We start from the raw sequence: 23,391 nt of genomic DNA, 5'->3' as shown, positions 1-23,391 counted from the left end.
GATGAACACGACAACGAAACAGAACCGGCGCGTGTTGGAGATCGAGGACCTGTCGATTGCCTTCGGACGCGGCGACAGCACGTTCCGCGCGGTCAAGTCGCTGAGCTTGCACGTGGACCGCGGCGAGACGCTCGCGATCGTGGGCGAGTCCGGCTCGGGAAAGTCGGTGACTTCGCTGGCGGTCATGCGGTTGGTTGAATTCGGGGGCGGTCGCATTGAAGGCGGGCGCATGACTTTCCATCGGCGTCCCGGACAGTCGGTGGACCTGGTGGCGGCCTCCGAGGACAGCATGCGCGCGATGCGGGGCAATGACCTGGGCATGATTTTCCAGGAGCCCATGACTTCGCTGAATCCGGTGTTCACCGTGGGTTCGCAGATCGTCGAGGCGATCCGGCTGCATCAACCTGGCGACGCAAGATCGGCCGCGGCCGCAGCCCGCCGGGTCCTGGACCAGGTGCGCATTCCGGATGCCGCAGCCATCATGGGGCGCTACCCGCATGAGCTGTCGGGCGGCATGCGCCAGCGCGTGATGATCGCGATGGCGCTGTCCTGCAAGCCGGCGCTGCTGATTGCCGACGAACCCACCACGGCGCTGGACGTGACGATTCAGGCGCAGATCCTGCAGCTGATCCGCGAGCTGCAGCGCGAAATGGACATGGGCGTCATCTTCATTACGCACGACATGGGTGTGGTGGCGGAAGTGGCGGACCGCGTCATGGTCATGCGCAAGGGCGACGTCGTCGAGAACAACGATGTGCACGGCCTGTTCAAGTCGCCGCAGCACCCATACACCCAGGCGCTGATGGCTGCGGTGCCGCGGCTGGGTGCGATGCAGGGCACCGCGCTGCCGGCGCGTTTTCCGCTGCTGTCCGACGGGGACGCGGGGCAGCCCGCCAAGCCGCCCGCCCTTGGGGCAAAGGACGAGGTGGTGCTGAGTGTGCGTGGCCTGGTGACGCGCTTTGACGTGCGCGGCGGCGTCTTCGCCCGCGTCAGGAAGCGGGTGCACGCGGTGGAGCAGGTCAGTTTCGACCTGCACGCCGGCGAGACGCTGTCCCTGGTGGGCGAGTCCGGCTGCGGCAAGACGTCCACCGGACGTTCTCTGCTGCGTCTGGCCAAGACCACGCGCGGCACGATCGAATTCCAGGGCAAGCCGGTGCGCCAGGATGACCCCGCGTCGCTGCTGGCCCTTCGCCGGAACATGCAGTTCGTATTCCAGGACCCCTTCGCCTCGCTGAATCCGCGGATGCGGGTGGGAGAGTGCGTCAAGGAGCCCATGCTGATCCACAACCTGCTCAGCGGCACGCAGGCGGACCGGCGCGCTGCGGAGCTTTTCGAGAGAGTGGGGTTGGACGCGTCGATGATGCGGCGCTGGCCGCACGAGTTCTCCGGCGGACAGCGCCAGCGCATATGCATCGCGCGGGCGCTGTCGGTGGATCCCAAGGTGCTGATCGCCGACGAATCGGTGTCCGCGCTGGACGTCTCGATCCAGGCACAGATCGTGAACCTGCTGATCGACCTGCAGCGCGACCTGGGTGTGAGTTACCTGTTCATCTCGCACGACATGGCGGTCGTGGAGCGCATCAGCCACCGGGTCGCGGTGATGTACCTGGGCCAGATCGTCGAGATTGGACCGCGCCAGGCGATTTTCGAGAACCCGCAGCACGCCTACACCAAAAAGCTGATGCAAGCCGTGCCGATCGCGGATCCCTCCCAGCGGCGCCGCGCCGCGCTGGAACTGAGCGAACTGCCCAGTCCGGCCCGCGCGGTGGGCGACGAGCCCGTGGTGCAGCCGCTGGTGCAGGTGGGTGTTGGACATTTCGTGGCGCGGCACTGTATCGGCGGCGCGTACTAGCGGCAACAGAACGTCGCTTTTTCCCTTTTTATCCTGGAGATAAAACATGGATCGTAGGAATTTCTTGCTGGCTTCTTCCGCCTCGGCGGCCGCCTGGACCTTGCCGGGCCTGTCGTGGGCCGCGCCGGCGAAAACGTCGTTTCGCTGGGTTCCCCAGGCGGACCTGACCTTGCTGGATCCCATGTTCACCACCGTAGCCATGACGCAGGTGCACGCTCAACTGGTGTTCGACACGCTATATGGGCTGGATGAGCAATACCTGCCCAGCCCGCAGATGGCCGCCGGCCAAGTCAGTGAGAATGGCGGGCTGCTATGGAAGATCACGCTGCGCGACGGCCTGAAGTTTCATGACGGCGCGCCAGTGCGCGCGCAGGACGTGGTGGCCAGCATCCAGCGCTGGGCCAAGAAGGACCTGATGGGTCGGTCCCTGATGCAGGCGACCGAATCGTTGACCGCGCTGGACGACAAGACAATCCAGTTCCAGCTCAAGAAGCCTTTTCCCCTGATTCTGAACGCGCTGGGCCGCCAGTCCGGCAACATGGCCTGCATCATGCCGGAACGCCTGGCCAAGCTGCCGGAGACCGAACAGGTCAAGGAAATGGTTGGCAGCGGACCGTTCACCTTTGCCGCCGGCAAGTGGGTATCCGGCTCGCGCGTGGTGTATGAAAAGTCCGCCGGCTACGTGCCGCGCAAGGACGACAGGAAGCCGGTGTTCACGGCCGGCCCCAAGGTGGCGCACGTGGACGAAGTGCACTGGCACATCATTCCGGACCGCGCTACGGCCATCGCGGCCCTGCAGGCCAACGAGGTCGACGGCGTCGAGATGGTGGACAGCGACTTTCTGCCCATCCTGAGCCAGGATTCCAACATCCAACTGGTCAAGCGCAGCCTGCCGACAATCGGCGTAATGCGCTTTAACCATCTGCACGCGCCGTTCGACAATCCTGTGATCCGCCGCGCCGTGCTCAGCGTGGTGAACCAGACCGAATACATGACGGCGATGAATGGCGCCGATTTCCCGGAATACTGGAGCGACCGCTGCGGCGTGTTTGTGCCGGGTTCGCCCATGGACAGCGACGCGGGCATGGAGAAGCTGACCGGCAAGCGCGATATCGACGCGGCGCGCGCGGCGATCAAGGCGGCCGGCTACAAGGGCGAGACCGTGGTGTTGCTGGACCCGGTGGACTTCCCGACCTGGCATGCCGCCGCCTTGGTGACGGCGGACCTGTTCAAGCGCCTGGGCTTCAAGGTGGACTTGCAGACCATGGACTGGGGCACCGCCGTGCAGCGCCGCAACAACCAGGAAGCGCCCACGGCAGGCGGCTGGAGCGTGGCGTTCACGGGCAACACCGGCCCCAACAATCTGGACCCGGCGGGCCACCTGCCGATGCGCGGCAACGGCAAGCAGGCCTGGTTCGGCTGGCCCACGAGCGAACGCCTGGAACAGCTGCGCCTGGACTGGTTCAACGCACCCGACCTGGAAGCTCAGAAGAAGATCTGCCGCGAGATCCAATTGCAGGTGTTCGAGGATGTGCCATACATCCCGCTGGGCGCGAGCTATCCGGTCAGCGCGCTGCGCCGCGAATGGAAGGATTTCCAGCCCCAGATGTCGCTTTTCTACACATTGCACAAGGCCTGAGGGAGTTTCGTATGAGCAGCAAGGCTCCCAAGGTCGCCATTCTTGGTTTTCACCTGGAATCCAACGCATTCTGCCCGCTGTCGGTCAAGGCCGATTTCCAAGCGCAATGCTGGGAGGAGGGCGAGGCCATCTCCGAGCTCGCGCGCGGCCCCAGTCGCCTGCCCAGCGAAGTGTCCGGGTTTTATGACCGCATGAACCAGACGGGAAGCTGGACGCCGGCGCCGTTGATCGTAATCGGCGCGCCGCCGGGCGGGCCGGCCAGCGCCAGTGTCTGGGCCGCCTTCCTGGCCGAAACGGAGCAGCGCCTACGCGCCGCCATGCCGGTGGACGCGGTGTATGTGGCGAACCATGGGGCCTCGTCCGCGGAAGGCGAGGACGACACCGAGGCGGCGCTGATGCGCCTGTTGCGCGCCGTCGTCGGGCCGGACGTTCCCGTCGTGGTCACGCACGACCTGCACTGCAACGTCTCGGCGCAAACTGTGGACGCACTGGACGGCCTGATCGCCTACCGCACCAACCCCCACGTGGACCAGCGCGAGCGGGCGGCGGAAGCGGCCGACATGATCCGAGAGATCCTGGACGGCACGCGCATGGTCACGGCCTATGTGCGCCTGCCTCTGACTCCGCCTTCCGTCACGCTGTCGACCGCCAGCGGGCCTTATGCGGATCTGGTGGCGCTGGGCGCATCGCTGACGCAGAAGCGGGGCGATGGGCCCATCGCCAACGTGGCGGTGTGTTCGGGATTCGTGTTTTCGGACCTGCCCAAGTGCGGCGTGACCATCACTGTCACCGCGCGCAGCGACCTGCAGGCGGCTCGCCGCGCGGCCATGAAGGTGGCGCGCGCAGGCTGGGCCGACCGGAGCCGCTATGTCGTCAATACGGTGGACGTGGCGCGCGCCGTGGAACTGGCCCGCGGCGCCGCGCAGCCCCTCTTGTTCGCGGACGTGGCCGACAATCCCGGCGGTGGCGGGCGGGGCAATACCACCTGGCTGCTGCGGGCGTTCGACCAGGCGCGCATCCCCGGCGTGGTGCTGGGGGTGTTCGTCGATCCCGCCTTGGCCGCGCAAGCTGGGGAGCTAGGAGTTGGGGCGGAATTCGACGCGGTGTTCAACCAGGTCGAGACCGAGTACTCGCGCCGATACGCGGCACGTGCCCGTGTGCTGAAGTTGACCGACGGCGAAGGCATGGGCCGGCGCGGCATCCTGCGCGGGCGCAAGTTCTCGATGGGCGCGACCTGCGTGCTGGAGTTGGCGGATTCGGGCATGAAGGTGGTGGTGGGCAGCCTGCGCCGCCAATTGGCCGAACCCGCCATGCTGGAGATGCATGGCATCGACATCGCGAAGGCCCGGCACGTGATCGTCAAGAGCCGCGGCCACTATCGGGCGGGCTTCGACGAGTTCTTCCCCGACGAGCGCATCCACGACGTGGACAGCCCCGGGCTGACCACGCCGAACCTGAAGCAGATCGACTTCAAGCGGCTGCCCCGGCCAGTTTGGCCGCTGGACGACGTTGCCGCTTGGCGCGAGCCGGAATGGGCGGCGGATCTGGCGGACTAGGAATGGGTGCGGGCCCTCCCAGGCGGCACGCCTAGAGGGCGGTGTCCAGCCGGGCAGCCATCCAGGCAGCATCGGCGTAGGCGGCGTCAATGTGCGCACTCAGCGATTCCACGAAGCGGGTGACGCTGGACGGCAGATGCCGGCCCGCCATCGTCTGGATATGCATATTGCGCTGATGCAGCTCGGGGTTGGACATCGGGATCTTTATCAATTCCCCGCGTTCGGTTGAGGTCATGACCGTGAGGTCACCAGAAAAGCTGATTGCGCCCCAGCGCAGGCAACTGTTCTCGATTGCGCCCTGGTTGTTGCAGGTCATGGCCACGTTGAGTTCGATCTTCTCGTGCATGCAGCACAGGTCGATGATGAAGCGGATAGTGCTGCCCGGGCCCATCAGCACGACAGGGTGGTTGCCGATATCGCGCATCGACAGGGTCTTGCGGCCGGCCAGCGGATGGTCCGGCGCCATGACCGCAATGACCGGCATGCGGCGCGCGTACTGCACGTGCACGCCCTGGGGCGGCGACAGGTTGTAGCTCATGCCGATGTCGTCCTCGCCTTCGCGCACGCGCCGGTTGATCTCCGAGGACTGCAGGATATTCAGATCGAACCGCAGCGATGGTTCGATCGCGCGAAATTCTCCGATGACCCGCGGCAGCAACTCGCGGCCGAAGGCCTGGTTGGCCGAAATGCGGATCAGCTTCTGTCCGACCTGGTTCAGGTCGCGGATCTCCGCGCGGGCGCGTTCTGCCTCCAGCGAGGCCCGTCGCGCATAGGCCTTCAACAGTTGCCCCGCCTCGGTCAGGACCATGCCGCGTGCGTGACGTTCGAAGAGCAGTGTCTGGTGCTCTTCTTCCAGCTTGCGCACCATCCGGCTGACCGCCGACGGCGCCACGTGCAGATTCTGCGCGGCCGAGGTAAGCGAGCCCGAGTCCACGACTTCAAGAAAATAGCGCAGGGCAGTGTTGAGCATGTTAGCGGGCAGGGTTGCGGTGCGCTCCATACTAACGGAAAGCATGCGCCCGGATGTCTCCTAAAGAACTCTTGGCACGCCAATGATGCGTCTAACACCGACTGCGCCGGGCGCCATCAAACGCCTTAGCAAGCAAAGGCCAAGCCCACACAGGCTTGACCTTTCGCATCCCCATTCTTGCGATCTTTCAGAGCCCAAGTTCCGACAAGCCCGGATGATCGTCGGGCCGGCGGCCCAGCGGCCAATGAAATTTGCGCTCTGATTCCTTGATCGGCATGTCATTGATGCACGCGTAGCGGCGATGCATCAGTCCATCGGGCAGGAATTCCCAGTTCTCGTTGCCATAAGAGCGGAACCAGTTGCCCGCGTCGTCGTGCCACTCGTAGGCGTAACGCACGGCGATCCGGTTGCCGTCGTGCGCCCAGAGTTCCTTGATGAGCCGGTAGTCCAGTTCCTTCTTCCACTTCCGATCCAGGAAGGCCTGGGCTTCCGCACGGTTGTTGGCGAACTCGGCGCGATTGCGCCACTTGGTATCCAGCGTATAGGCCAGCGCGACTTTCGCGGCGTCGCGCGTGTTCCAACCATCTTCGGCGAGCCGTACCTTCTGGACGGCGGTTTCCTTGGTGAACGGCGGCAGCGGGGGGCGAGTTTCCATGATTGCTCCTGGGCAAAAGAGAGTAGAACGATCTGTCTACCTGCGCAGAGTAATGCAAGTGGAACGACCTGTCTACTTCAAATTGCGGGCAGTGGACCGATCTGTCTACAATGCGCCATGACACGCAACACTCCCCCCGTCGACACGCTCTCGCCCCGTGAACGCATCCTGCATGCGGCCCATGCCTTGTTTTACGGTCAGGGCATCCGCGCCACCGGGGTCGACAAGATCATCGAAGCCGCCGCTGTCACCAAGGTGACGTTCTATCGGCACTATCCCAGCAAGGAAGTGCTGGTGATGGCGTATCTCGAGTTCCGCCACGAACGATGGATGCGGTGGTTTCGAGAGAGTCTTGCGTCCAAGCTGGCCGCTGGCGCGTCGCAGATCGACTCGCTGGCGCTCACGCTGCGCGACTGGTTCGACAGCGAGGAATTCCGCGGGTGCGCGTTCTTGAATGCCGCGGCCGAGTTCGGCTCCACGCATCCCGAGATATTGAAGATCGTGCGCGACCACAAGAATGACGTCGCGCGATGCCTGGACGAGATTTTCGAGAGCACTGGCCATACCTTGGGCGGCCCTCTTACGGTCGCCATTGACGGCGCCATCGTGCACGCCCAGATGGGCGAATCCACCGATCACGCCATCGATGCGATGCGCAGTCTCTCGCGCTGTGTTCTTGAGGCGTGATGGCGGCGCCAGCGGTATGTGTTTCCCGCTATTGATCATCTTTGTGTCGTCGACACCCATCGTGAAAAGGACCGCTATGCGCGGTCTTTTTTAGTCAGCCGGATTCGCAGTCTTGGGCGAAAGGAGACTTCTTTGCTCCACGAGCCCCAATCATGAGGACTGGGTGCTGGCTTCCGCACGTCTTAACGGAGCCGTTGAGGAAGATGCGCCATGAGCCAGTCGATGAATACGCGCAGCCGATGCGTGACATGGCGGTTGTGCGGGTACACCACATGGAAGGGATAGGGCTGTGGCCGCCACGGTTTCAGGATTTCTACCAGTGCGCCGCTTCGCAGCGCGGCGCCAGCCGCATAGGTGAAGGTCTGGACGATCCCCAATCCCGCCAGGGCAGCGGCGAGGTGCGCGTTGCTTTCATTCACGCCGACGCGGTGGTCAACCTTGATCTCCACTTTCTCCCCATCGCGTTCGAATCGGAATGGAAATGCGCGCCCATTCTGCGGCGAAAGGTAGCTCACCAGCTTGTGGCCGTTCTTGAGCTCGTCCGGATAGGCCGGCGTGCCGAACTGTCTAAGGTACCCCGGAGTCGCGCACGTAATGAGGTCCGCGGTACCGATGTGCCGCGCCACCAGCGATGAATCGTCAAGCGGACCACCACGAATCACGCAGTCGACGTTGTCGCTGATCAGATTGACTGGGCGGTCAGACACGCCCAGGTCGATCCGGATGTCGGGATAGCTCGTCAGAAAGTGGGGGATGGCGGGAATCAACACGTCGCGTGCGGTAGATCCCCCGACATCGATGCGCAGATGGCCGTTGGGTTTTCCTTGTACGGCGTTGAATGAGCCGTCGATGTCATCCAGGTCGCGCACGATGCGCAGCGTCTTCTCGTAGTACTCGCGGCCCTCGGGCGTGACCGTCACGCGCCGAGTCGTTCGCTGCAACAAGCGCACGCCAAGGTGCGCCTCCAGGTCCTGGACCATCTTGCTGAGCGTGGCGTTGGGCATGTCCAGGGAATCCGCCGCCCGCGTGAAACTGCCTGCTTCCACCACGCGTGCAAAGCCGCGAATGGCCGTCAATTGGTCCATGCCTGAAATCCCTCAATTTGCGCCAATTATCCATAAGCATGGATAGTTATTTCAATTTTACAGGGTTTATTCATTATCACGGCGCGCCTACAGTACCTCCATGCCCAGTCAACACGGCGCTTTAAAGGACTTTCCCTACATAGCCGGCTGACTGACAACTTCCTAATCAAGTAAACGGAGCTCATCATGAATCAGCAACTCAACGGCAAGATCGCACTCGTCACGGGCGGCACCACCGGTATCGGTTTGGCGACCGCTCAGGAATTGGCCGCGCAGGGTGCGCGCGTCTTCATCACCGGACGCCGCCAGGCCGAACTTGACGCCGCTGTAGCCAGCATCGGCGGCACGGCGACCGGCATCCGGGCCGACGCTTCGGTGCTGAGCGATCTGGACGCCGTTTACGCCCAAATCGCCAAGACCGCCGGCAAGCTCGACATCCTGTTCGCCAACGCGGGCGGCGGCGACATGATGCCGCTGGGCGCGATTACCGAGGAGCACTTCGACCGCATCTTCGGCACCAACGTGCGTGGCGTTCTGTTTACCGTCCAAAAGGCCTTGCCGCTGCTGGTCGATGGCGCCTCGGTGATCCTGACCGCGTCGACCGTATCGATCCAGGGGACGGAAAACTTCAGCGTGTATAGCGCCAGCAAGGCGGCGGTTCGCAACTTCGCGCGCTCATGGGCACTGGATCTGAAGCCGCGCGGCATCCGCGTGAATGTCGTGAGCCCCGGCCCGATCCGCACGCCTGGCCTGGGCGGCCTGGTCCCGGATGACGCGCGCCAGGGGCTGTTTGATTATCTGGCCGCGCAGGTGCCGCTGGGTCGCCTGGGCGAGCCGCAAGAGGTGGGCAAGGCGGTGGCGTTTCTTGCTTCCGATGCCGCGAGCTTCGTCAACGGCATCGAACTGTTTGTCGACGGCGGCATGGCGCAGGTCTGAGCGATTGTCTGGATGCGTTGCGCTTCCGATACCTCGACGTCCGGCATGAAATCCTTGATTCATTGCGTACTGGCGCTGCTTGCGATGTGCAGCGCGCCTGGGACGCACGCACAGGAAACTCCACGAATGAAACACGATACCCACGACGCCGTCGATCTGGCTCAACGCCTGATCGACATGCATTTTTCGATATGGAATGACGCCAATTCCCGATCCCGAGAATTGAAGTTCGAGCAGGTGTACACGGCTGATTTCTTCGTGGCCGATCAGAGTGGCGTCTCTGCGGGTTATGCGGATGTAAACCGCCTGATCGAGCAGGTGCAGGCAGGCCATGCGGGATTTCTGTTTGCGCCCGCTCCGGTCACTTGGAATCATGGTGTCGGCCGCGTGGTCTGGAGCTATGGTCCGCGGAGTAACCCGGCTCAGGTGCATGGGGAGGATATCTTCACCATCAGGGACGGAAAGCTTGCAAGCGCCCATGTCTTTCTCGATCGCCCATAAGTGAGATACGCATCATGAAACGACTGGCTTCTTGCCTCATGGCAATTGGCGTTCTGGCAGGTGGCGCTTCGCAGGCGTCTGGCATCCGTGTCGCGGGTGTGGATCATGTGGGCATCAACGTGCCCGATCTGAAGCAAGCGGAAGCCTTCTTCGACAGTGCTTTCGGATGCGAACCCGTGACGCGGATCGGACCATTTCAGTTGGATCCGGCGGCATCGGCCGATGCCGCGGGTTTCGCGCCCCGCGCCGATAGCGTGACGATTGCCATGCTGCGTTGTGCAGAGGGTTCGAACATCGAGTTGTTCGAGTACAGGAATCCGCATGGCAACAAGGATATGCCGCGCGCCGAGGATATCGGTGCCTCGCATATCGCGTTCTACACCGACGATATCGAGGGCGCGGTGTCTTACCTCAAGGCCAACGGCATCACGGTCCTGGGGGAACCCGTCAAGATGACTTCCGGCGATACCGAAGGTGAGACATGGGTGCATTTCCGCTCACCCTGGGGTTCAGACATGGAACTGGTCAGCTACCCGAATGGAAAGGGTTATGAGCGCCGCAGCAGCCTCAGGCTGTGGAATCCCAAGCATCCCGGGCAGTGAGCAGACACACCAAGCCAGACCAAACGAAAGGAATGATATGAACCTTCCCCATCGACCCGGCGCCTATGGCGCGCAATTCCCCGACCACGGCGCGTCTCCCGCCGACCATGACAAAGACCTCCCGACAGCGTTGGTGGTGGCAGCCTATTACCGCGTGCATCCTCAGGACCGGCAGTCATTTGTCGATGCTGTCATCCCCGACGTATTGGCCGCCAGAAAGATGCCTGGCTGCATTTACTACGCCTTTGCCGCGGATTTGACGGACTCCAATCTGTTTCATCTGGTGGAGGGCTGGGCGGATGAGGATGCTTACGAGCGTCACGAACAAGCTCCTTCGTTCCTTGCCGCGCTGGCGCACGTCGTCAAGCATGTTCGAATCCTGGACCGGCAAGGCGTCCGGTACGAAATCGAGCGGCAGATCATCGACGACCCCAGGAGCAAGGTGGCTACAAGCTAAGGCGCGCAGCGGGGCATGCGGCGCGTGGGAAGCTCCGCGCGATCCGCATGCCTATGATTGCTGGCAAAACTTCTCATGAATGATCCGGATGCCTTGGTCCAGCTTTGGTCCACCGATACTGTTCCAACGACGCGAAAAAGGAATTACTGGATAGACGCGGTCGGCCAGTCGATCGCCAAGGTCGAGATCACCATCCCCGACGATGAGCGCTTTCGGGCAGAGCTTCGGTCGCGTCAGATGGGGGTTTTGCGCATCAGCAAGACCGAGGCCAGTATCGGCGTGACGGTCCGGCGTACCGAGGCCCACATCGCCGAAGATAGTCGAGAATGCTATTTCCTTATTGGCTCATACCGCTCGGTGTGGTCGTTGGGTACCCGTGGACGTGCTGAAAGCCTGCAACCCGAAGACCTTGTTTTGTTGAGTTCGCTTCGGGAGTTCACGCTGCGCCTACCGGATGAATCAGAGGTCTTTTCGCTCAGTCTTCCAAGTCGTTGGACAAACGTATGGATAGCGAATCCTGACGATCACGTAGGAATGCGGTTGGACGCCTCAATGGGTTGGTCGCGTGTGTTGTGTGCGTTTGTTCGGCAGCTATGTTCGGAGTTTACGAACGCAGCGGCGGAGCGGCAGGGCACGCTCGTCGATCAACTCGGCGCCCTCGTCGGCCTTGCCGTGGAGGATGCTCCCAAGACGACGCGAACTGCCGCCAGAAGCATGGTTGAACAAATCAGGAAGGTTCTGCTCGACCGCCATTCTGAGTTCAACCTTACGGCTGCAGATGTGGCGGTAGAGCTAGGCATCTCCGTGCGTACCCTGTACCGGCATACTGCCGGATTGAGGATGTCGATTCCGCGGGCGATCGCCGAGATGCGGCTTGAGACGGCGAAGCGAATGCTCGCAAATCGCATGTTTCGCTCCTTGAGCGTTTCGGAGATCGGTCGCAGGTGCGGCTACAGCGATGCATCACATTTTGTCAGGCAGTTTCGTCTTTTCTGCGGGCTCACGCCCGGAGAATTTCGTAGGCAGGCCTAGATTCGCCAGCGGCATGGCTTAGAGAGCGGCGCCTCTTTTTATTGTCCGTCCTGCTGGGGCCGGATATGGCGCAACCAGGCAATCGCAGTGGCGCGGAACGGCCATCGGAGCCGTAGGTCACCTACTAGAATTTTGGCGTGTTGCAGGAGGCATTCGACTTGACTGCGGCGCGGAGGAGCGCGGGAGCTTTCGCCAGGACAACCGTGTCCGCGCCAGGTCGGTGGCCGCCGATTCCGAGGCGACAACAGCATTCCAAGCCACTTCTTTAGAGACATCACAGTGACGTTAGAGATCAGCAGTGTCGGTTTGACGCCAGCCGTTTCGAGGTACGAAGCACCCTCTACCCCTTCCAATCCCCCAATAAATGAAGCCGGCGTCCCGGAATCGGAGCCGGGAACAAGTGCTGATTCGTCGGCGACCGACACGTCGGCTGCGAAGCAGAGCCAGGATTCTGAGCCCGCCAAGAATGGTGGTGAATCGCTCGAGTCCCTCAGGGAGCAAATAGCGCAACTGGAGAAGCAGCTTGCGCAAGCGTTGGAGGAGCTGCGCGATGTTCAGACCGCCACGATGGATGAAGAGCAAAAGGCAGCAATGACGGGCGCGCTTCAAGTGAAAGTGGCGGTGCTGAACGCTTCTTTGATGTCTATGATGATGAAGCTGGCAGAGGCCATTGCCAACGAAAACGGGAAGAATTTCGAGAGCGCCGTTGCCCTGGCGGCGTCTCAGGCCAGTAGCAGCCAATCTCCCTGATCTGGGAATTGCGACTGCGGGCCGTCATCACGTCGCCCTTCTGAAGAAACCGTGGCGGCACCAGGCCCGAGCCAACGCCAGAAGGCGTTCCTGTTGCGATTACGTCTTCCGACGCCCTGTCGGCAGCGCTGGAGGCGGGGACACGCCAACGCGTGCGTGGCGAGTCGGCCCAAGCCTGCGCATGAGGACTGCCGATATGCCGGCCGTGTAGCTGTTGCACAGCCGGCCACGCATTGCCTGCATCTGGCGCATCGAGATGTCTCTTACGGTCCTTCTATTTCCTTCTTTTTCTCCTTCTCTTTCTTTGCCCCATCGTAGTGGGACTTGATGGCGAGAAACATGAACGTGCCCAGGACGAGGACCTTGAACGTACCGAGGACTACAGGGATCCAAAAATTCATCATTTCCTCAAAACGCTGCTTCGGCAGCTTCGTGTACGACGCATGGGCCAGGCAAAGACAATCGAACGGTAGCCGGGAGGGCTGGAGCGGCCAGGGCGAGCGTTATACTCCATACAAGATTTCCGAATTTTACCGATAAAATCCATACAAGAAGTTGAATGGTTAGCCTTGTATGGATTTTTATCCCTCCAGAAGCGGCCCAACCCCCATACCTCTCGCTAAGACATGTCTCTCTCCCCTCGCCTGAAAAAAGCAAACATGTCTTGGGTGCGACCCCTTACCGCAGGCGCAGGCGCGCGGTACCAGCAGATCGCCACGCAGATCGTTACCGCGGTCGAGGACGGTGTGCTTCGGCCGGGCGACCGCCTGCCCCCGCAGCGTGAACTGGCTCAGACATTGGGCGTTGATCTGACGACGGTCACGCGTGCGTACACGGAAGTGCGCCAGAAAGGGATTCTGGAAGCGCAGGGGGCGGGGGGGACCTATGTTGCCTATTCGGGGTTGGAAACCGGCGGGACGATCGATCTGGGAATGAACATCCCGCCCTTGCTCGGCAGTGCGGCGTTTGCGCACATGCTTGCGCAAGGCAGCAGCGCAACGCAGGCAGCGGCTAGCTCGATGGATCTGATGAGCTATCACGTGGGCGCAGGGGCCCATCGGCATCGCGCAGCCGCGGCGAAATGGCTGCAGCCGATGACGGGCAGCCTGGACACTGAGCGGATCGTGGTGTGCCCTGGCGCGCAAACCGCTATTGCGGCACTGCTTCTGGCCAAAAGCCAGTCCGGCGATGCCATTGCTTGCGATGCGTTGACTTACCCAGGTTTTTTGGCCGCGGCCCGCTTGCTCCAGCGCTCGGCGGTGGGGGTGAAGTCGGATGCATTCGGCATGGATCCTGTCGACCTTGACCGCGTGTGCGAACAACATCGTCCCGCGCTGCTGTATTTGAATCCGACGATTCAGAACCCGACTGCGCTGACGCTCTCCACCGAGCGACGAATGGAGTTGTTGCGTGTGGCGGAGAAGTACGCGCTGCCCGTCATTGAAGACGATCCTTACTGGCTGTTGGCCGAGCGTGCGCCAAGCACGATGTTCTCTTTGGCTGCCCATACGTCGTCGACGCCGGTCTATTACGTGTCGACGCTATCCAAATGCATCGCGCCAGGCCTTCGAACCGCCTACCTGGTCGTGCCTGCCGGTGAGCCCTTAAGTCCCGTGCTCGATGCCCTGCGTTCGCTGGCGCAGATGCCCACGCCCTGGATGACCGAAATGGCGACGACGTGGATAGCGTCGGGCGCTGCCGTTCAATGGCTGGCACAGGTCAGGAGTGAGCTGCGGCATCGACAAGCCATTGCGGCGTCGATCCTCCCGGGCGATATTCAGGCCGACCCAAATGGGCTGCACCTCTGGCTGCAGTTGCCGCGTCATATCGACTTCTACCGGCTTACCCAGACGGCGCTGCAACAAGGGTTGAGCGTCACGGACTCGGCGTCATTTTCCACGGGGTCGTTCAGCCCCTTGGCGCTGCGAGTGTCATTGGGGGGCGCCATAGATCGAGATCGGCTGACGCAGGGTCTGACCCGGTTGGCGGAGTTGCTCAAGGGCGATCTTGCCAGGCGGGTTTCACACGTGGTCTGAGTTGCCCGGACGCCCTGTGTCACGATCAGTCGTCACGACGAGTCCCAGGATTGCGCGTCAGAACGCTTCCCCCTGCCGCACCGCCAGCGCCGCCGCCGCCGCGCGGGTTTCCACGCCCAGTTTGACGTAGATGTGTTCCAGGTGCTTGTTCACCGTGCGTGGCGCCATGCCCAGGATCTCGGCGATGTCCCGATTGGTTTTTCCCTTCGCCAACCAGCGCAGCACATCGGCCTCGCGCGGCGTCAGGCCGTAGGCCGGCGCCAGCGGCGCGGTCTCCTGCAACAGCAGCAAGGTCTCGCCGCTACGCCGTGATGCCGACAGGCTCAGGGTCAGGCGTCCGCGCGCGCTGACGATCGCCAAGGGGTCGGCCGCGGGGCCGGCCGCCAGATTGCGCGCGACCCAATCCGCCAAGGGCGCCGGCAGATCCGCCGCGTCCTCGGCGCAGCCAAAATACGCCGCCAGCCAGATACGGGCCTTGCCCGTCTTCCAGATCGGCAGCCCGCGCGCATCCAGCGCCACCACGGCGCGCGCCGCCGCATCGATCGCATCGAAGGCTGCCGACAGGCTGCGCGCATTGCGCAAATGCGTGCGCAGCCTGGCCACCACCACATCCGGGTCCAGCGGCTTGGTCACGTAATCCACGCCGCCCACTTGAAACCCTTTCAGCACGTGCTCGGGATCGGTCAGGCCCGTCATGAAGACCACCGGCACATCGGCCGCCGCCGGATGCGCTTTGAGGCGCGCGCAGGTCTCGAACCCGTCCATCCCCGGCATGACCGCATCGAGCAGCACGATGTCCGGCACCACGAAGTCCACCCGTTCTATCGCCGACTGGCCATCGATTGCCACCAGCACCTGATAGCCCGCCGCATCCAATGCAGTGGAGAGCATTTTCAGATTGTCTGGCGCATCATCGACCAGCATGACGAGGTTCTTATCGGGCGTGGGCATGGTGACGCTGTACATGATGTTTAAGCAGCTGATTGAATTCGCTCAGTTGAAACTCGCCAGCCAGCGCCCGCAGATGCGTCGTCAGTTCGCGCGCTTCGGCCCGGCGGCCCTGTATTTCTTCCAGCTTGGCCTGGATGCCCTTGATGTAGCCCATGGCCCCCAGTTCCAGCAGCGCCTCGGCATCTTCGCGCTCCAGCGCCACACGATGCAGGTCGCCCGCCGGCAGCGCCGGTTCCACCTGCGCCACCTGCCAGTCCAGCTTGAGCAGACGGCCGAGATGACTTAGCAAATCCTCATACAGCACCGGCTTGGCAATGAATGCGTCATGCCCGCGCTGCGCCGGGTCTTTCGGATCGAGCCCCAGGATGTTGGCCGACAGCATCACGATGGGCACGGCCACGCCTGTATCGCGCAGGCGCCGCAAGACTTCCCATCCGGTCATGTCCGGCATCGAGACGTCCATCAGTATCATGGCCGGCCGCAGCGTATGCACGCAGGCCAGGCACGCGGCGCCATGCGGCGCCTCGTGCACCTCAAAGCCCAGCGGCTCCAACAGGTCGCGGACCAGGCGCCGCTGCGAAGGCTGGTCATCCACCGTCAGGATCCGCAGCCGCTCGCCGCGATAGCCCACCACCAGCCCCGATGGCCGGGCATCGCTGCGCGGCGAGCGTACCTCCGGCAGGAACAGCTTGAGCGTGAACACGCTGCCGCGGCCGACGGCGCTGCGCACCGTCAATTCGCCGCCCATGATGCCGGTCAGCATGCGGCAGATGGTCAGGCCCAGGCCCGTGCCGGAATCGGCCTGCTCGACCGCCGCCCAGCTGCGCTCAAAGGGCAGGAAGATGCGTTCCAGGTCCTCGGCCGGTATGCCCCGGCCGCTATCCTCCACTTCGAACAACACCATGTCCGCCGCGGACTTCACGCGCATCGACACCTGACCTTCCGTGGTGAATTTCAGCGCATTGCTCAACAGGTTGATCAGAATCTGCCGCAGCCGCTTTTCGTCGATATGCACGATGGACGGCAGTTCCGCCGCTTCATAGCAAAACGTCAGCCCTTTGAGCGTGCTCTGCGGCCGGAACATCTGCACGATCTGTTCCAGGAACTCCGGCAGGCGCAGTTCGCTGTTCTCCAGCCTGAGCCTGCCCGCCTCGATGCGCGCGATGTCCAGCAAGCCATCGATCAGGCCGATCAGGTGCTTGCCGCTGCGATGAATCACGTCGATGGCCTCGCGCCGCGCCGGCGGCAGGCCCGGGTCGCGCAGCAGGATCTGCGCATAGCCCAGAATGCTGTTCAAGGGCGCGCGCAATTCGTGGCTCATGCCGCCCATGAAGCGGCTCTTGGCCAGATTGGCGCTTTCGGCGGCTTCCTTGGCCTGCTGCAGTTGCGCGTCGGTCTGTTTGTGCGCCTCGATTTCGCGCAGCAGCAAATGGGTCTGGCGATCCGATTCCTCTTGCGCCACGCGCCGGCTTTCATGGGCCAGGACCAGCCACCACGCCGCCACGCCGCCGATCAGCAACAGGGCGGCGTACAGCTTCAGGAAGGTCGGCCGCAGACCCGAGGGGTCCAGGCCGGCCCGCATGTGGCTGGCGACCTCCTGGTAGTAGATCAGGCCCAGAATGCTGGCCAGCAGCGCGCCCATGCCCGCCACGATCAGGAGGTAGTGGCCCAGGCGGCTATGCAAGAGCGGAGTGACGCGCGCCGGCAGCAGCCTGCTCAACACAGCCTGCACCTGATCCTTCAGGCGTCCCTGCTGTTTGCAGCGATCCTGGCAGCGGGCATCCAGCGTGCAGCACAAGGAACAGATGGCGCCGTTATAGGCCGGGCAATGCGCCATGTCGGGCTGTTCGAAGCGGTTGGCACAGATCACGCAGACGTGATCCGAACCCGCGACATCGACGGGCGTGCGCGCCAGGTTGTAGCGGCCCCGCGTGCGCCAAGCGATGACCGGCGCGCAGACAAAGGCCGCCAGCAAGGCCACGAAGGGCGACAAGGCCTGCGCCAGCGCGCCCGCCGTGCCCGGAAACACGCCGGCAAAAGCCAGCAGGCCCAGCGTCATGGCGATCAGCATGCTGCCCACGCCGACCGGGTTGATGTCATACAGATAGGCGCGGCGAAACTCGATGCGTTTCGGCGACAGGCCCAGCGGCTTGTTGATCACCAGATCCGCCACCAGCGCGCCGATCCAGGCCAGGGCCACGTGCGAGAACACCGCCAGCACATGCTCCAGCGCGCCAAACACGCCCATCTCCATCAGGACCACGGCGATCAGCACGTTGAACACCAGCCACACCACCCGGCCCGGATGGCTGTGCGTGATGCGGGCAAAGAAGTTGGACCAGGCCAGCGAGCCGGCATACGCATTGGTCACGTTGATTTTGACCTGCGAGACCACCACAAAGGCTGTCACCAGCACCAGTGCCAGGCCGGGATCGCTGACGACATAGGTATACGCCGCCAGATACATGTGGGTGGGGTCCCCCGCCTTGTCGGCGGGCGCGCCCAGGGACAGGGCCAGCCAGGCCAGAAAGGCGCCGCCCAGAATCTTGGCCGCGCCGGGCAGGATCCAGCCCGGACCCGCGCAGATCAGCGCGAGCCACCAGCGTCGGCGGTTGGCCGCCGTGCGTTCGGGCAGAAAGCGCAGGAAGTCGACCTGTTCGCCGATCTGCGTCACCAGCGAGGCGGCCACCGCCACCGCTGAACCGAACATCAGCAGATTGAAACTGCCGCCCCGGCCGTCATAGCCCGGAAACTGCAGGAACTCCTGCAACGCCCCGGGATCGCGAAAGGCGATGAAGGCATAGGGCAAGAGCAGCAGCACCAGCCATATCGGCTGCGTCCATGACTGCAGCCGGCTGATGAAGGTGATGCCATACGCCACCATGGGCAGGATGACCACGGCGCACAGGAGATAGCCGATGGACAGCGGCAAGCCGGTGGCCAGTTCGATGGCCAGCGCCATGATGGCCGCTTCCAGCGCAAAAAAGATGAAGGTGAAGGAGGCGTAGATCAGCGAGGTGATGGTCGAGCCGATATAGCCAAAGCCGGCGCCTCGCGTCAGCAGATCCATGTCCAGGCCATGGCGCGCCGCGTAATAGGCGATCGGCAAGCCGGTCAGGAAGGTGACCAGGGCCACGGCAACGATGGCCCAGAACGCATTGATAAAGCCATAGTTCAGCGCCAGCGCGCCGCCGATGGCTTCCAGCGCCAGGAAGGAAACGGCGCCCAGGGCGGTATTGGCGACGCGGAACTCCGACCATTTGCGAAACGACACGGGCGTGAAACGCAGCGCATAGTCTTCCAGCGTCTCATTGGCGACCCAGGTGTTGTAGTCGCGGCGGATCTTGACGATGCGTTGGGGCGCGCTGGCAGACAAGTCGGGCTCCGAGGGAGTGGGGGATACGTCATTGAACGTAGTTGCCGTTGTAACGCCCGGGAGGCAGGGCTGCCTGTACGTCAATCAACGTATGTTGCACTGCGGCATAGGCTCCTAGTATGCCCTCACCGTCCGGGCTGCGGCATGTGCCGCGCATGCTCGGTTTCCCTGGTCGTGATCCATTGAGGAGTCATCGATGTCTGGCAAAACCCCTTTTGATAATGCTCCGGAACTGCCCTCGCGCCGGCGCCTGGCCCTGGCTTTTGCCTCTCTGCCGCTGTTGGGCATCCCGGCGCTGTCGCGTGCGGCGGCCCCGGCCACCTCGGCCATCAACACCACCGGCCTGGCCATTACCGACACGGAAGTCACGGTAGGCCAGTTGCACTCGGCGACCGGCACCATGGCCATCAGCGAAACGGGGTCGATCCAATCGGAGCGCCTGGCCATCGAGCAGATCAATGCCATGGGCGGCATTCTGGGCCGCAAGATCAAGATCGTCCAGGAAGACGGCGCCTCGGACTGGCCGACCTTCGCCGAAAAGGCCCGCAAGCTGCTGGTCAGCGACAAGGTCGCCACCGTGTTCGGCTGCTGGACGTCGGCCTCGCGCAAGGCGGTCCTGCCGGTGTTCGAGAAAGAAAACGGCCTGCTGTACTACCCGACCTTCTATGAAGGCCTGGAGCAATCCAAGAACGTCTTCTATACCGGCCAGGAGGCCACGCAGCAGATCCTGTCCAGCCTGGACTGGCTGTCGCGCGAGCAGAAGGCGCGCTCGTTCTACCTGATCGGCTCCGACTACATCTGGCCGCGCACGTCGAACAAGATCGCCAGGAAGCATATCGAGAACGTGCTCAAGGGCGAAGTGGTCGGCGAGGAATACTACCCGCTGGGCCACACGCAATTCGGCTCGCTGATCAACAAGATCAAACTGAAAAAGCCCGATGTCGTGTTCGCCGTGGTGGTGGGCGGCAGCAATGTGTCCTTCTACAAGCAGCTCAAGGCGGCTGGCGTCACCAGCGGCAAGCAGAAGCTCCTGACCATCTCGGTGACCGAAGACGAATTGCTGGGCATCGGCGGTGAAAACGCCGAGGGCTTCTGGTCGTGCATGAAGTACTTCCAGAGCCTGGACAACGCCAACAACAAGAAATTCGTCGAAGCCTTCAAGGCCAAGTACGGCGCCAATGCGGTGGTCGGCGACGTGACGCAGGCGGCCTATCTGGGCCCCTGGCTGTGGAAGATGGCGGTGGAAAAGGCCGGCAGCTTCGATGTCGACAAAGTGGTCGCCGCCTCGGCCGGCCTGGAATTCAAGGAAGCGCCCGAAGGCTACGTCAAGATCGACCCCAACCACCACCTGTGGAGCAAGACGCGCATCGCGCAGATCCGCAAGGACGGCCAGTTCGACGTGATCTTCGAAACCCCGGAGCTGATCAAGCCCGATCCCTTCCCCAAGGGCTATCAGTAATCACCTCGATCCGGGCGCCGCGCGCGGCGCCCTTTCCACTGCCGGGAGCCATCCATGGAATCCTTTTCCGATCTCGGGGCCATCCTGCTGATGCAGGGCTTCAACGGTCTATCGGTCTTCAGCGTGCTTTTGCTGATGGCCCTGGGCCTGGCGATCATCTTTGGCCAGATGGGCGTCATCAACATGGCCCATGGCGAGTTCCTGGCGGTGGGCGCCTATTGCACCTATCTCTGTTCCGAACTGGTCCAGCAGTACGCGCCCGGCCTGATGCCGGCCTACTTCTTCGTCGCCATCGCGTTTGCCTTTGTCGTGACCTTCAGCCTGGGGTGGCTGGTCGAGTGGCTGATGATCCGTCATCTCTATCGCCGGCCGCTGGACACGCTGCTGGCGACCTGGGGCTTGTCGCTGGTGCTGCAGCAAACGCTGCGTACGCTGTTCGGCCCGCGTGAAGTCAGCCCCACGCTGCCCGACTGGCTGATGGGTTCCTGGCAACCGCTGGACGGCGTGGACATCCCGATCAACGGCCTGTTCGTCATGTCCATCAGCATCCTGCTGACTGGCGGGCTGCTGCTGGCGTTGTACCGGTCGACCTGGGGCCTGCACGTGCGCGCCACGGTGCAGAACCGCGCCATGAGCGGCGCGGTCGGCATCGATACGAAGCGCGTGGACCGCGTGACGTTCTCGCTGGGTTGCGGCATTGCCGGCATTGCCGGCGCGGCCTTCACGACCATCGGCTCCACCGGCCCGACCAGCGGCTCGCTCTACATCGTCGACACCTTCCTGACCGTGGTGTTTGGCGGCGCGGCCAGCCTGTTCGGCACCATCGCGTCGGCCTTCGTCATCGCGCAGACGCAATCGATCTCGGAGTTCTTCATGACGGGGTCGATGGCAAAGGTGTTGACCCTGTCGGCCATCGTGATCATTCTGATGCTGCGCCCGCAAGGCCTGTTCAGCATCAAGGTACGCAAGTAGGGGGCGCATCATGCAGAAATTCTTTCGCAATGTCGTGGGGGGGCGCGAAGGGCTGGCCGGGCTGGCGATTCTGGCGCTGCTGCTCTTTGTGGTGTTTCCGCTCAGCCTGGACGTCTTCCGGCTCAACCTCATCGGCAAGTATCTTTCCTATGCGTTTGTGGCGCTGGGCCTGGTGCTGTGCTGGGGCTATGGCGGCATTCTGAGCCTGGGCCAGGGGGTGTTCTTCGGCTTGGGCGGCTATTGCATGGCCATGTTCCTGAAGCTGGAAGCCTCGACGCCAGAGGCCACCAAGATCCAGTCCACGCCCGGCATCCCGGACTTCATGGACTGGAACCAGCTGACCTCGCTTCCCTGGTTCTGGGTGCCCTTCAAAAGCTTCTGGTTCACGTTGATGGCGGTGCCGGTGCTGCCCTGCCTGCTGGCGCTGATCCTGGGCGTGGCCATGTTCAAGCGCCGCGTGGGCGACACTTATTTCGCCATCGTGACGCAGGCCGTGGCCCTGATTCTGTCGGTGCTCATCATCGGCCAGCAAGGCTGGACCGGCGGGGTCAATGGCATCACCGACCTGAAGACGCTGCTGGGCTGGGATATCCGCACGGACAGTGCCCGGCTCACGCTGTATTTCATCTGCGGCGTGCTGCTGTTTGCCTGCATCCTGTTCGGCCGCTACCTGCTCTCGTCCAAACTGGGCAAGCTCTTGATGGCCATGCGCGACAAAGAAGAACGCGTGCGCTTCTCGGGCTATGACGTCGCCAGCTTCAAGGTGTTTGTCTTCTGCGTGGCCGCCGTGTTCTCCGCGATAGGGGGCGCCATGTTCACCTTGCAGGTCGGCTTCATGTCGCCCTCCTTCGTGGGCATCGTGCCGTCCATTGAAATGGTCATCTTCGCCGCGGTGGGCGGGCGCCTGTCGCTGCTGGGCGCGGTCTACGGCACGCTGCTGGTCAACTTCGGCAAAAGCTATTTCTCCGAGAGTTTCCCGCAGCTCTGGCTGTTCCTGATGGGCGGCCTGTTCATTGCCGTCGTCATGGCGTTCCCCAACGGGCTGGCCGGTCTGTACCACCAATACACCCACAAGCGCCTGGCGCGCAAAGCGTCGCGCCGGCAGGCGGATGGCGCCACGGAGGCAGCATGAACCCATCAGAGTTCGCGTTGTACATCGAAGGCCTGACCGTCTCGTTCAACGGCTTTGTCGCCGTCAATGACCTGAACCTGTATGTCGACCAGGGAGAGCTGCGCGTGGTCATCGGCCCCAATGGCGCCGGCAAGACCACGCTGCTGGATCTGATCTGCGGCCGCACCAAGGCCACCGCCGGCTCCATCCGCTTCAAGGACACGGAGCTGACGGGCCTGGCCGAGTACGAAATCGTGCGCGCCGGCGTGGGTCGAAAGTTCCAGACCCCTTCCATCTATGAAACCCTGTCCGTTCGCGAAAACCTGGAAGTGTCGTTCCCGGCCGGGCGCAGCGTGCTGGGCGCGCTGACTTTCCGGCGCAGTGCGGCCGTAATCGAACGGGTCGAACAGGTGGCCGAAGAGATCTTCCTTGCCGATCACCTCGACCGCTCGGCGGAGTTGCTTTCGCACGGCCAGAAGCAGTGGCTGGAGATCGGCATGCTGCTGATGCAGGAGCCCGAGCTGATGATGCTGGACGAACCGGTGGCCGGCATGAGCGTGTCCGAGCGCGAGCGCACCGCCGAACTGCTCAATCGCATCAGCCGCAATCGATCGCTCATCGTGATCGAGCATGACATGGAGTTCGTCAAGAACATCGCGCACAAGGTCACGGTGCTGCACCAGGGCCGTGTGCTGGCCGAGGGCAGCATGGACAAGGTGCAGTCCGATCCGCGCGTGGTTGAAGTCTATCTCGGCCACTGAGGC

20 protein-coding genes are annotated in these 23,391 nt (G+C 63.0%); 15 read left to right on the top strand and 5 right to left on the bottom strand.

Going from position 1 to position 23,391, the window contains the following annotated elements; all coding sequences use genetic code 11:
- Nucleotide 1 precedes the first annotated feature (1 nt).
- From BMW75_RS03440 to BMW75_RS03430, 3 genes are read left to right on the top strand one after another with little or no spacing between them, the layout of a single operon-like run.
- Nucleotides 2–1,852, top strand: coding sequence for a dipeptide ABC transporter ATP-binding protein (locus tag BMW75_RS03440; RefSeq protein WP_092576785.1), 1,851 nt, complete (start codon nt 2–4; stop codon nt 1,850–1,852).
- Nucleotides 1,853–1,898: 46 nt separating this feature from the next.
- Nucleotides 1,899–3,491, top strand: coding sequence for an ABC transporter substrate-binding protein (locus tag BMW75_RS03435; RefSeq protein ID WP_092576782.1), 1,593 nt, complete (start codon nt 1,899–1,901; stop codon nt 3,489–3,491).
- Between the two features lie 11 nt (nt 3,492–3,502).
- Nucleotides 3,503–5,047 (top strand): M81 family metallopeptidase, encoded by a 1,545-nt coding sequence (locus tag BMW75_RS03430; RefSeq protein WP_092576779.1) that lies wholly within the window; start codon nt 3,503–3,505, stop codon nt 5,045–5,047.
- 31 nt (nt 5,048–5,078) lie between these two features.
- Here BMW75_RS03430 and BMW75_RS03425 read toward each other — a convergent pair whose 3' ends face one another.
- Entirely contained in the window at nt 5,079–6,017 is a 939-nt protein-coding gene (locus BMW75_RS03425) for a LysR family transcriptional regulator (protein ID WP_092577312.1), read from the bottom strand.
- Between the two features lie 187 nt (nt 6,018–6,204).
- A complete protein-coding gene (locus tag BMW75_RS03420) occupies nt 6,205–6,672 on the bottom strand; it encodes a nuclear transport factor 2 family protein (protein WP_092576776.1) in 468 nt (155 codons plus the stop codon).
- A 117-nt stretch (nt 6,673–6,789) separates the two neighbouring features.
- On the opposite strand from BMW75_RS03420, the gene BMW75_RS03415 reads away from it, so the two are divergent.
- On the top strand, nt 6,790–7,359 hold the full coding sequence (locus BMW75_RS03415) for a TetR/AcrR family transcriptional regulator (RefSeq protein WP_139208486.1): 570 nt from the start codon (nt 6,790–6,792) through the stop codon (nt 7,357–7,359).
- Nucleotides 7,360–7,541: 182 nt separating this feature from the next.
- On the opposite strand, the gene BMW75_RS03410 is transcribed toward BMW75_RS03415, so the two are convergent.
- On the bottom strand, nt 7,542–8,444 hold the full coding sequence (locus tag BMW75_RS03410; protein ID WP_092576773.1) for a LysR family transcriptional regulator: 903 nt from the start codon (nt 8,442–8,444) through the stop codon (nt 7,542–7,544).
- Between the two features lie 186 nt (nt 8,445–8,630).
- Between BMW75_RS03410 and BMW75_RS03405 the strand changes: the two genes are divergently transcribed.
- The 7 genes from BMW75_RS03405 (at nt 8,631) to BMW75_RS03375 (ending at nt 14,758) form a co-directional block, all read left to right on the top strand.
- On the top strand, nt 8,631–9,380 hold the full coding sequence (locus BMW75_RS03405; protein WP_092576770.1) for an SDR family NAD(P)-dependent oxidoreductase: 750 nt from the start codon (nt 8,631–8,633) through the stop codon (nt 9,378–9,380).
- 126 nt (nt 9,381–9,506) lie between these two features.
- The gene (locus BMW75_RS03400; RefSeq protein ID WP_092576768.1) at nt 9,507–9,881 is read left to right on the top strand and encodes a 4-hydroxythreonine-4-phosphate dehydrogenase; all 375 of its coding nucleotides are present in this window, start codon (nt 9,507–9,509) and stop codon (nt 9,879–9,881) included.
- Nucleotides 9,882–9,895: 14 nt separating this feature from the next.
- On the top strand, nt 9,896–10,483 hold the full coding sequence (locus BMW75_RS03395) for a VOC family protein (RefSeq protein WP_092576765.1): 588 nt from the start codon (nt 9,896–9,898) through the stop codon (nt 10,481–10,483).
- A 37-nt stretch (nt 10,484–10,520) separates the two neighbouring features.
- A complete protein-coding gene (locus BMW75_RS03390) occupies nt 10,521–10,940 on the top strand; it encodes a putative quinol monooxygenase (RefSeq protein WP_092576762.1) in 420 nt (139 codons plus the stop codon).
- Between the two features lie 75 nt (nt 10,941–11,015).
- Complete coding sequence (locus BMW75_RS03385; protein WP_092576759.1) at nt 11,016–11,972, top strand: helix-turn-helix domain-containing protein; 957 nt, start codon at nt 11,016–11,018, stop codon at nt 11,970–11,972.
- Between the two features lie 279 nt (nt 11,973–12,251).
- Complete coding sequence (locus BMW75_RS29405; RefSeq protein ID WP_175493086.1) at nt 12,252–12,722, top strand: hypothetical protein; 471 nt, start codon at nt 12,252–12,254, stop codon at nt 12,720–12,722.
- Between the two features lie 626 nt (nt 12,723–13,348).
- The gene (locus BMW75_RS03375) at nt 13,349–14,758 is read left to right on the top strand and encodes an aminotransferase-like domain-containing protein (protein WP_254791929.1); all 1,410 of its coding nucleotides are present in this window, start codon (nt 13,349–13,351) and stop codon (nt 14,756–14,758) included.
- Nucleotides 14,759–14,815: 57 nt separating this feature from the next.
- Here the strand turns inward: BMW75_RS03375 and BMW75_RS03370 are convergent, their stop codons facing one another.
- Together BMW75_RS03370 and BMW75_RS03365 are read right to left on the bottom strand one after the other, a co-directional pair.
- A complete protein-coding gene (locus BMW75_RS03370; protein WP_254791928.1) occupies nt 14,816–15,709 on the bottom strand; it encodes a response regulator in 894 nt (297 codons plus the stop codon).
- Nucleotides 15,693–19,085, bottom strand: a complete 3,393-nt coding sequence (locus BMW75_RS03365) for a hybrid sensor histidine kinase/response regulator (RefSeq protein WP_092576748.1) — start codon at nt 19,083–19,085, stop codon at nt 15,693–15,695. Before BMW75_RS03365 ends, BMW75_RS03370 begins: the two co-directional genes overlap by 17 nt.
- Before the next feature lie 196 nt (nt 19,086–19,281).
- Between BMW75_RS03365 and urtA the strand changes: the two genes are divergently transcribed.
- The 4 genes from urtA to urtD are packed head-to-tail and all read left to right on the top strand — an operon-like array spanning nt 19,282 to nt 23,388.
- Nucleotides 19,282–20,544: an urea ABC transporter substrate-binding protein gene (gene urtA, locus BMW75_RS03360; RefSeq protein ID WP_092576746.1), complete on the top strand. Its 1,263-nt coding sequence runs from the start codon at nt 19,282–19,284 to the stop codon at nt 20,542–20,544.
- 54 nt (nt 20,545–20,598) lie between these two features.
- A complete protein-coding gene (gene urtB, locus BMW75_RS03355) occupies nt 20,599–21,516 on the top strand; it encodes an urea ABC transporter permease subunit UrtB (RefSeq protein WP_092576742.1) in 918 nt (305 codons plus the stop codon).
- Between the two features lie 10 nt (nt 21,517–21,526).
- Nucleotides 21,527–22,648 carry an urea ABC transporter permease subunit UrtC gene (urtC, locus tag BMW75_RS03350; protein WP_092576739.1) on the top strand — a complete coding sequence of 374 codons (1,122 nt, stop codon included), beginning with the start codon at nt 21,527–21,529 and terminating at the stop codon, nt 22,646–22,648.
- Nucleotides 22,645–23,388 (top strand): urea ABC transporter ATP-binding protein UrtD, encoded by a 744-nt coding sequence (gene urtD / locus BMW75_RS03345; protein WP_076517791.1) that lies wholly within the window; start codon nt 22,645–22,647, stop codon nt 23,386–23,388. The genes urtC and urtD overlap by 4 nt, the downstream gene beginning before the upstream one ends.
- Nucleotides 23,389–23,391 lie beyond the last annotated feature (3 nt).

Origin of the sequence: Achromobacter sp. NFACC18-2 (assembly GCF_900108985.1) — a bacterium.
In the GTDB taxonomy this organism is placed as follows: domain Bacteria; phylum Pseudomonadota; class Gammaproteobacteria; order Burkholderiales; family Burkholderiaceae_B; genus Achromobacter.
This window is presented reverse-complemented; position numbering and strand designations above follow the sequence as displayed.

Bases quoted from the DNA above. Each gene is read 5' to 3' on its own strand.
- BMW75_RS03440 (WP_092576785.1), top strand. From the start codon at position 2: ATGAACACGACAACGAAACAGAACCGGCGCGTGTTGGAGATCGAGGAC.
- BMW75_RS03435 (WP_092576782.1), top strand. From the start codon at position 1,899: ATGGATCGTAGGAATTTCTTGCTGGCTTCTTCCGCCTCGGCGGCCGCC.
- BMW75_RS03430 (WP_092576779.1), top strand. From the start codon at position 3,503: ATGAGCAGCAAGGCTCCCAAGGTCGCCATTCTTGGTTTTCACCTGGAA.
- BMW75_RS03425 (WP_092577312.1), bottom strand. From the start codon at position 6,017: ATGCTCAACACTGCCCTGCGCTATTTTCTTGAAGTCGTGGACTCGGGC.
- BMW75_RS03420 (WP_092576776.1), bottom strand. From the start codon at position 6,672: ATGGAAACTCGCCCCCCGCTGCCGCCGTTCACCAAGGAAACCGCCGTC.
- BMW75_RS03415 (WP_139208486.1), top strand. From the start codon at position 6,790: ATGACACGCAACACTCCCCCCGTCGACACGCTCTCGCCCCGTGAACGC.
- BMW75_RS03410 (WP_092576773.1), bottom strand. From the start codon at position 8,444: ATGGACCAATTGACGGCCATTCGCGGCTTTGCACGCGTGGTGGAAGCA.
- BMW75_RS03405 (WP_092576770.1), top strand. From the start codon at position 8,631: ATGAATCAGCAACTCAACGGCAAGATCGCACTCGTCACGGGCGGCACC.
- BMW75_RS03400 (WP_092576768.1), top strand. From the start codon at position 9,507: ATGAAACACGATACCCACGACGCCGTCGATCTGGCTCAACGCCTGATC.
- BMW75_RS03395 (WP_092576765.1), top strand. From the start codon at position 9,896: ATGAAACGACTGGCTTCTTGCCTCATGGCAATTGGCGTTCTGGCAGGT.
- BMW75_RS03390 (WP_092576762.1), top strand. From the start codon at position 10,521: ATGAACCTTCCCCATCGACCCGGCGCCTATGGCGCGCAATTCCCCGAC.
- BMW75_RS03385 (WP_092576759.1), top strand. From the start codon at position 11,016: ATGAATGATCCGGATGCCTTGGTCCAGCTTTGGTCCACCGATACTGTT.
- BMW75_RS03375 (WP_254791929.1), top strand. From the start codon at position 13,349: ATGTCTCTCTCCCCTCGCCTGAAAAAAGCAAACATGTCTTGGGTGCGA.
- BMW75_RS03370 (WP_254791928.1), bottom strand. From the start codon at position 15,709: ATGCCCACGCCCGATAAGAACCTCGTCATGCTGGTCGATGATGCGCCA.
- urtA (WP_092576746.1), top strand. From the start codon at position 19,282: ATGTCTGGCAAAACCCCTTTTGATAATGCTCCGGAACTGCCCTCGCGC.
- urtB (WP_092576742.1), top strand. From the start codon at position 20,599: ATGGAATCCTTTTCCGATCTCGGGGCCATCCTGCTGATGCAGGGCTTC.
- urtC (WP_092576739.1), top strand. From the start codon at position 21,527: ATGCAGAAATTCTTTCGCAATGTCGTGGGGGGGCGCGAAGGGCTGGCC.
- urtD (WP_076517791.1), top strand. From the start codon at position 22,645: ATGAACCCATCAGAGTTCGCGTTGTACATCGAAGGCCTGACCGTCTCG.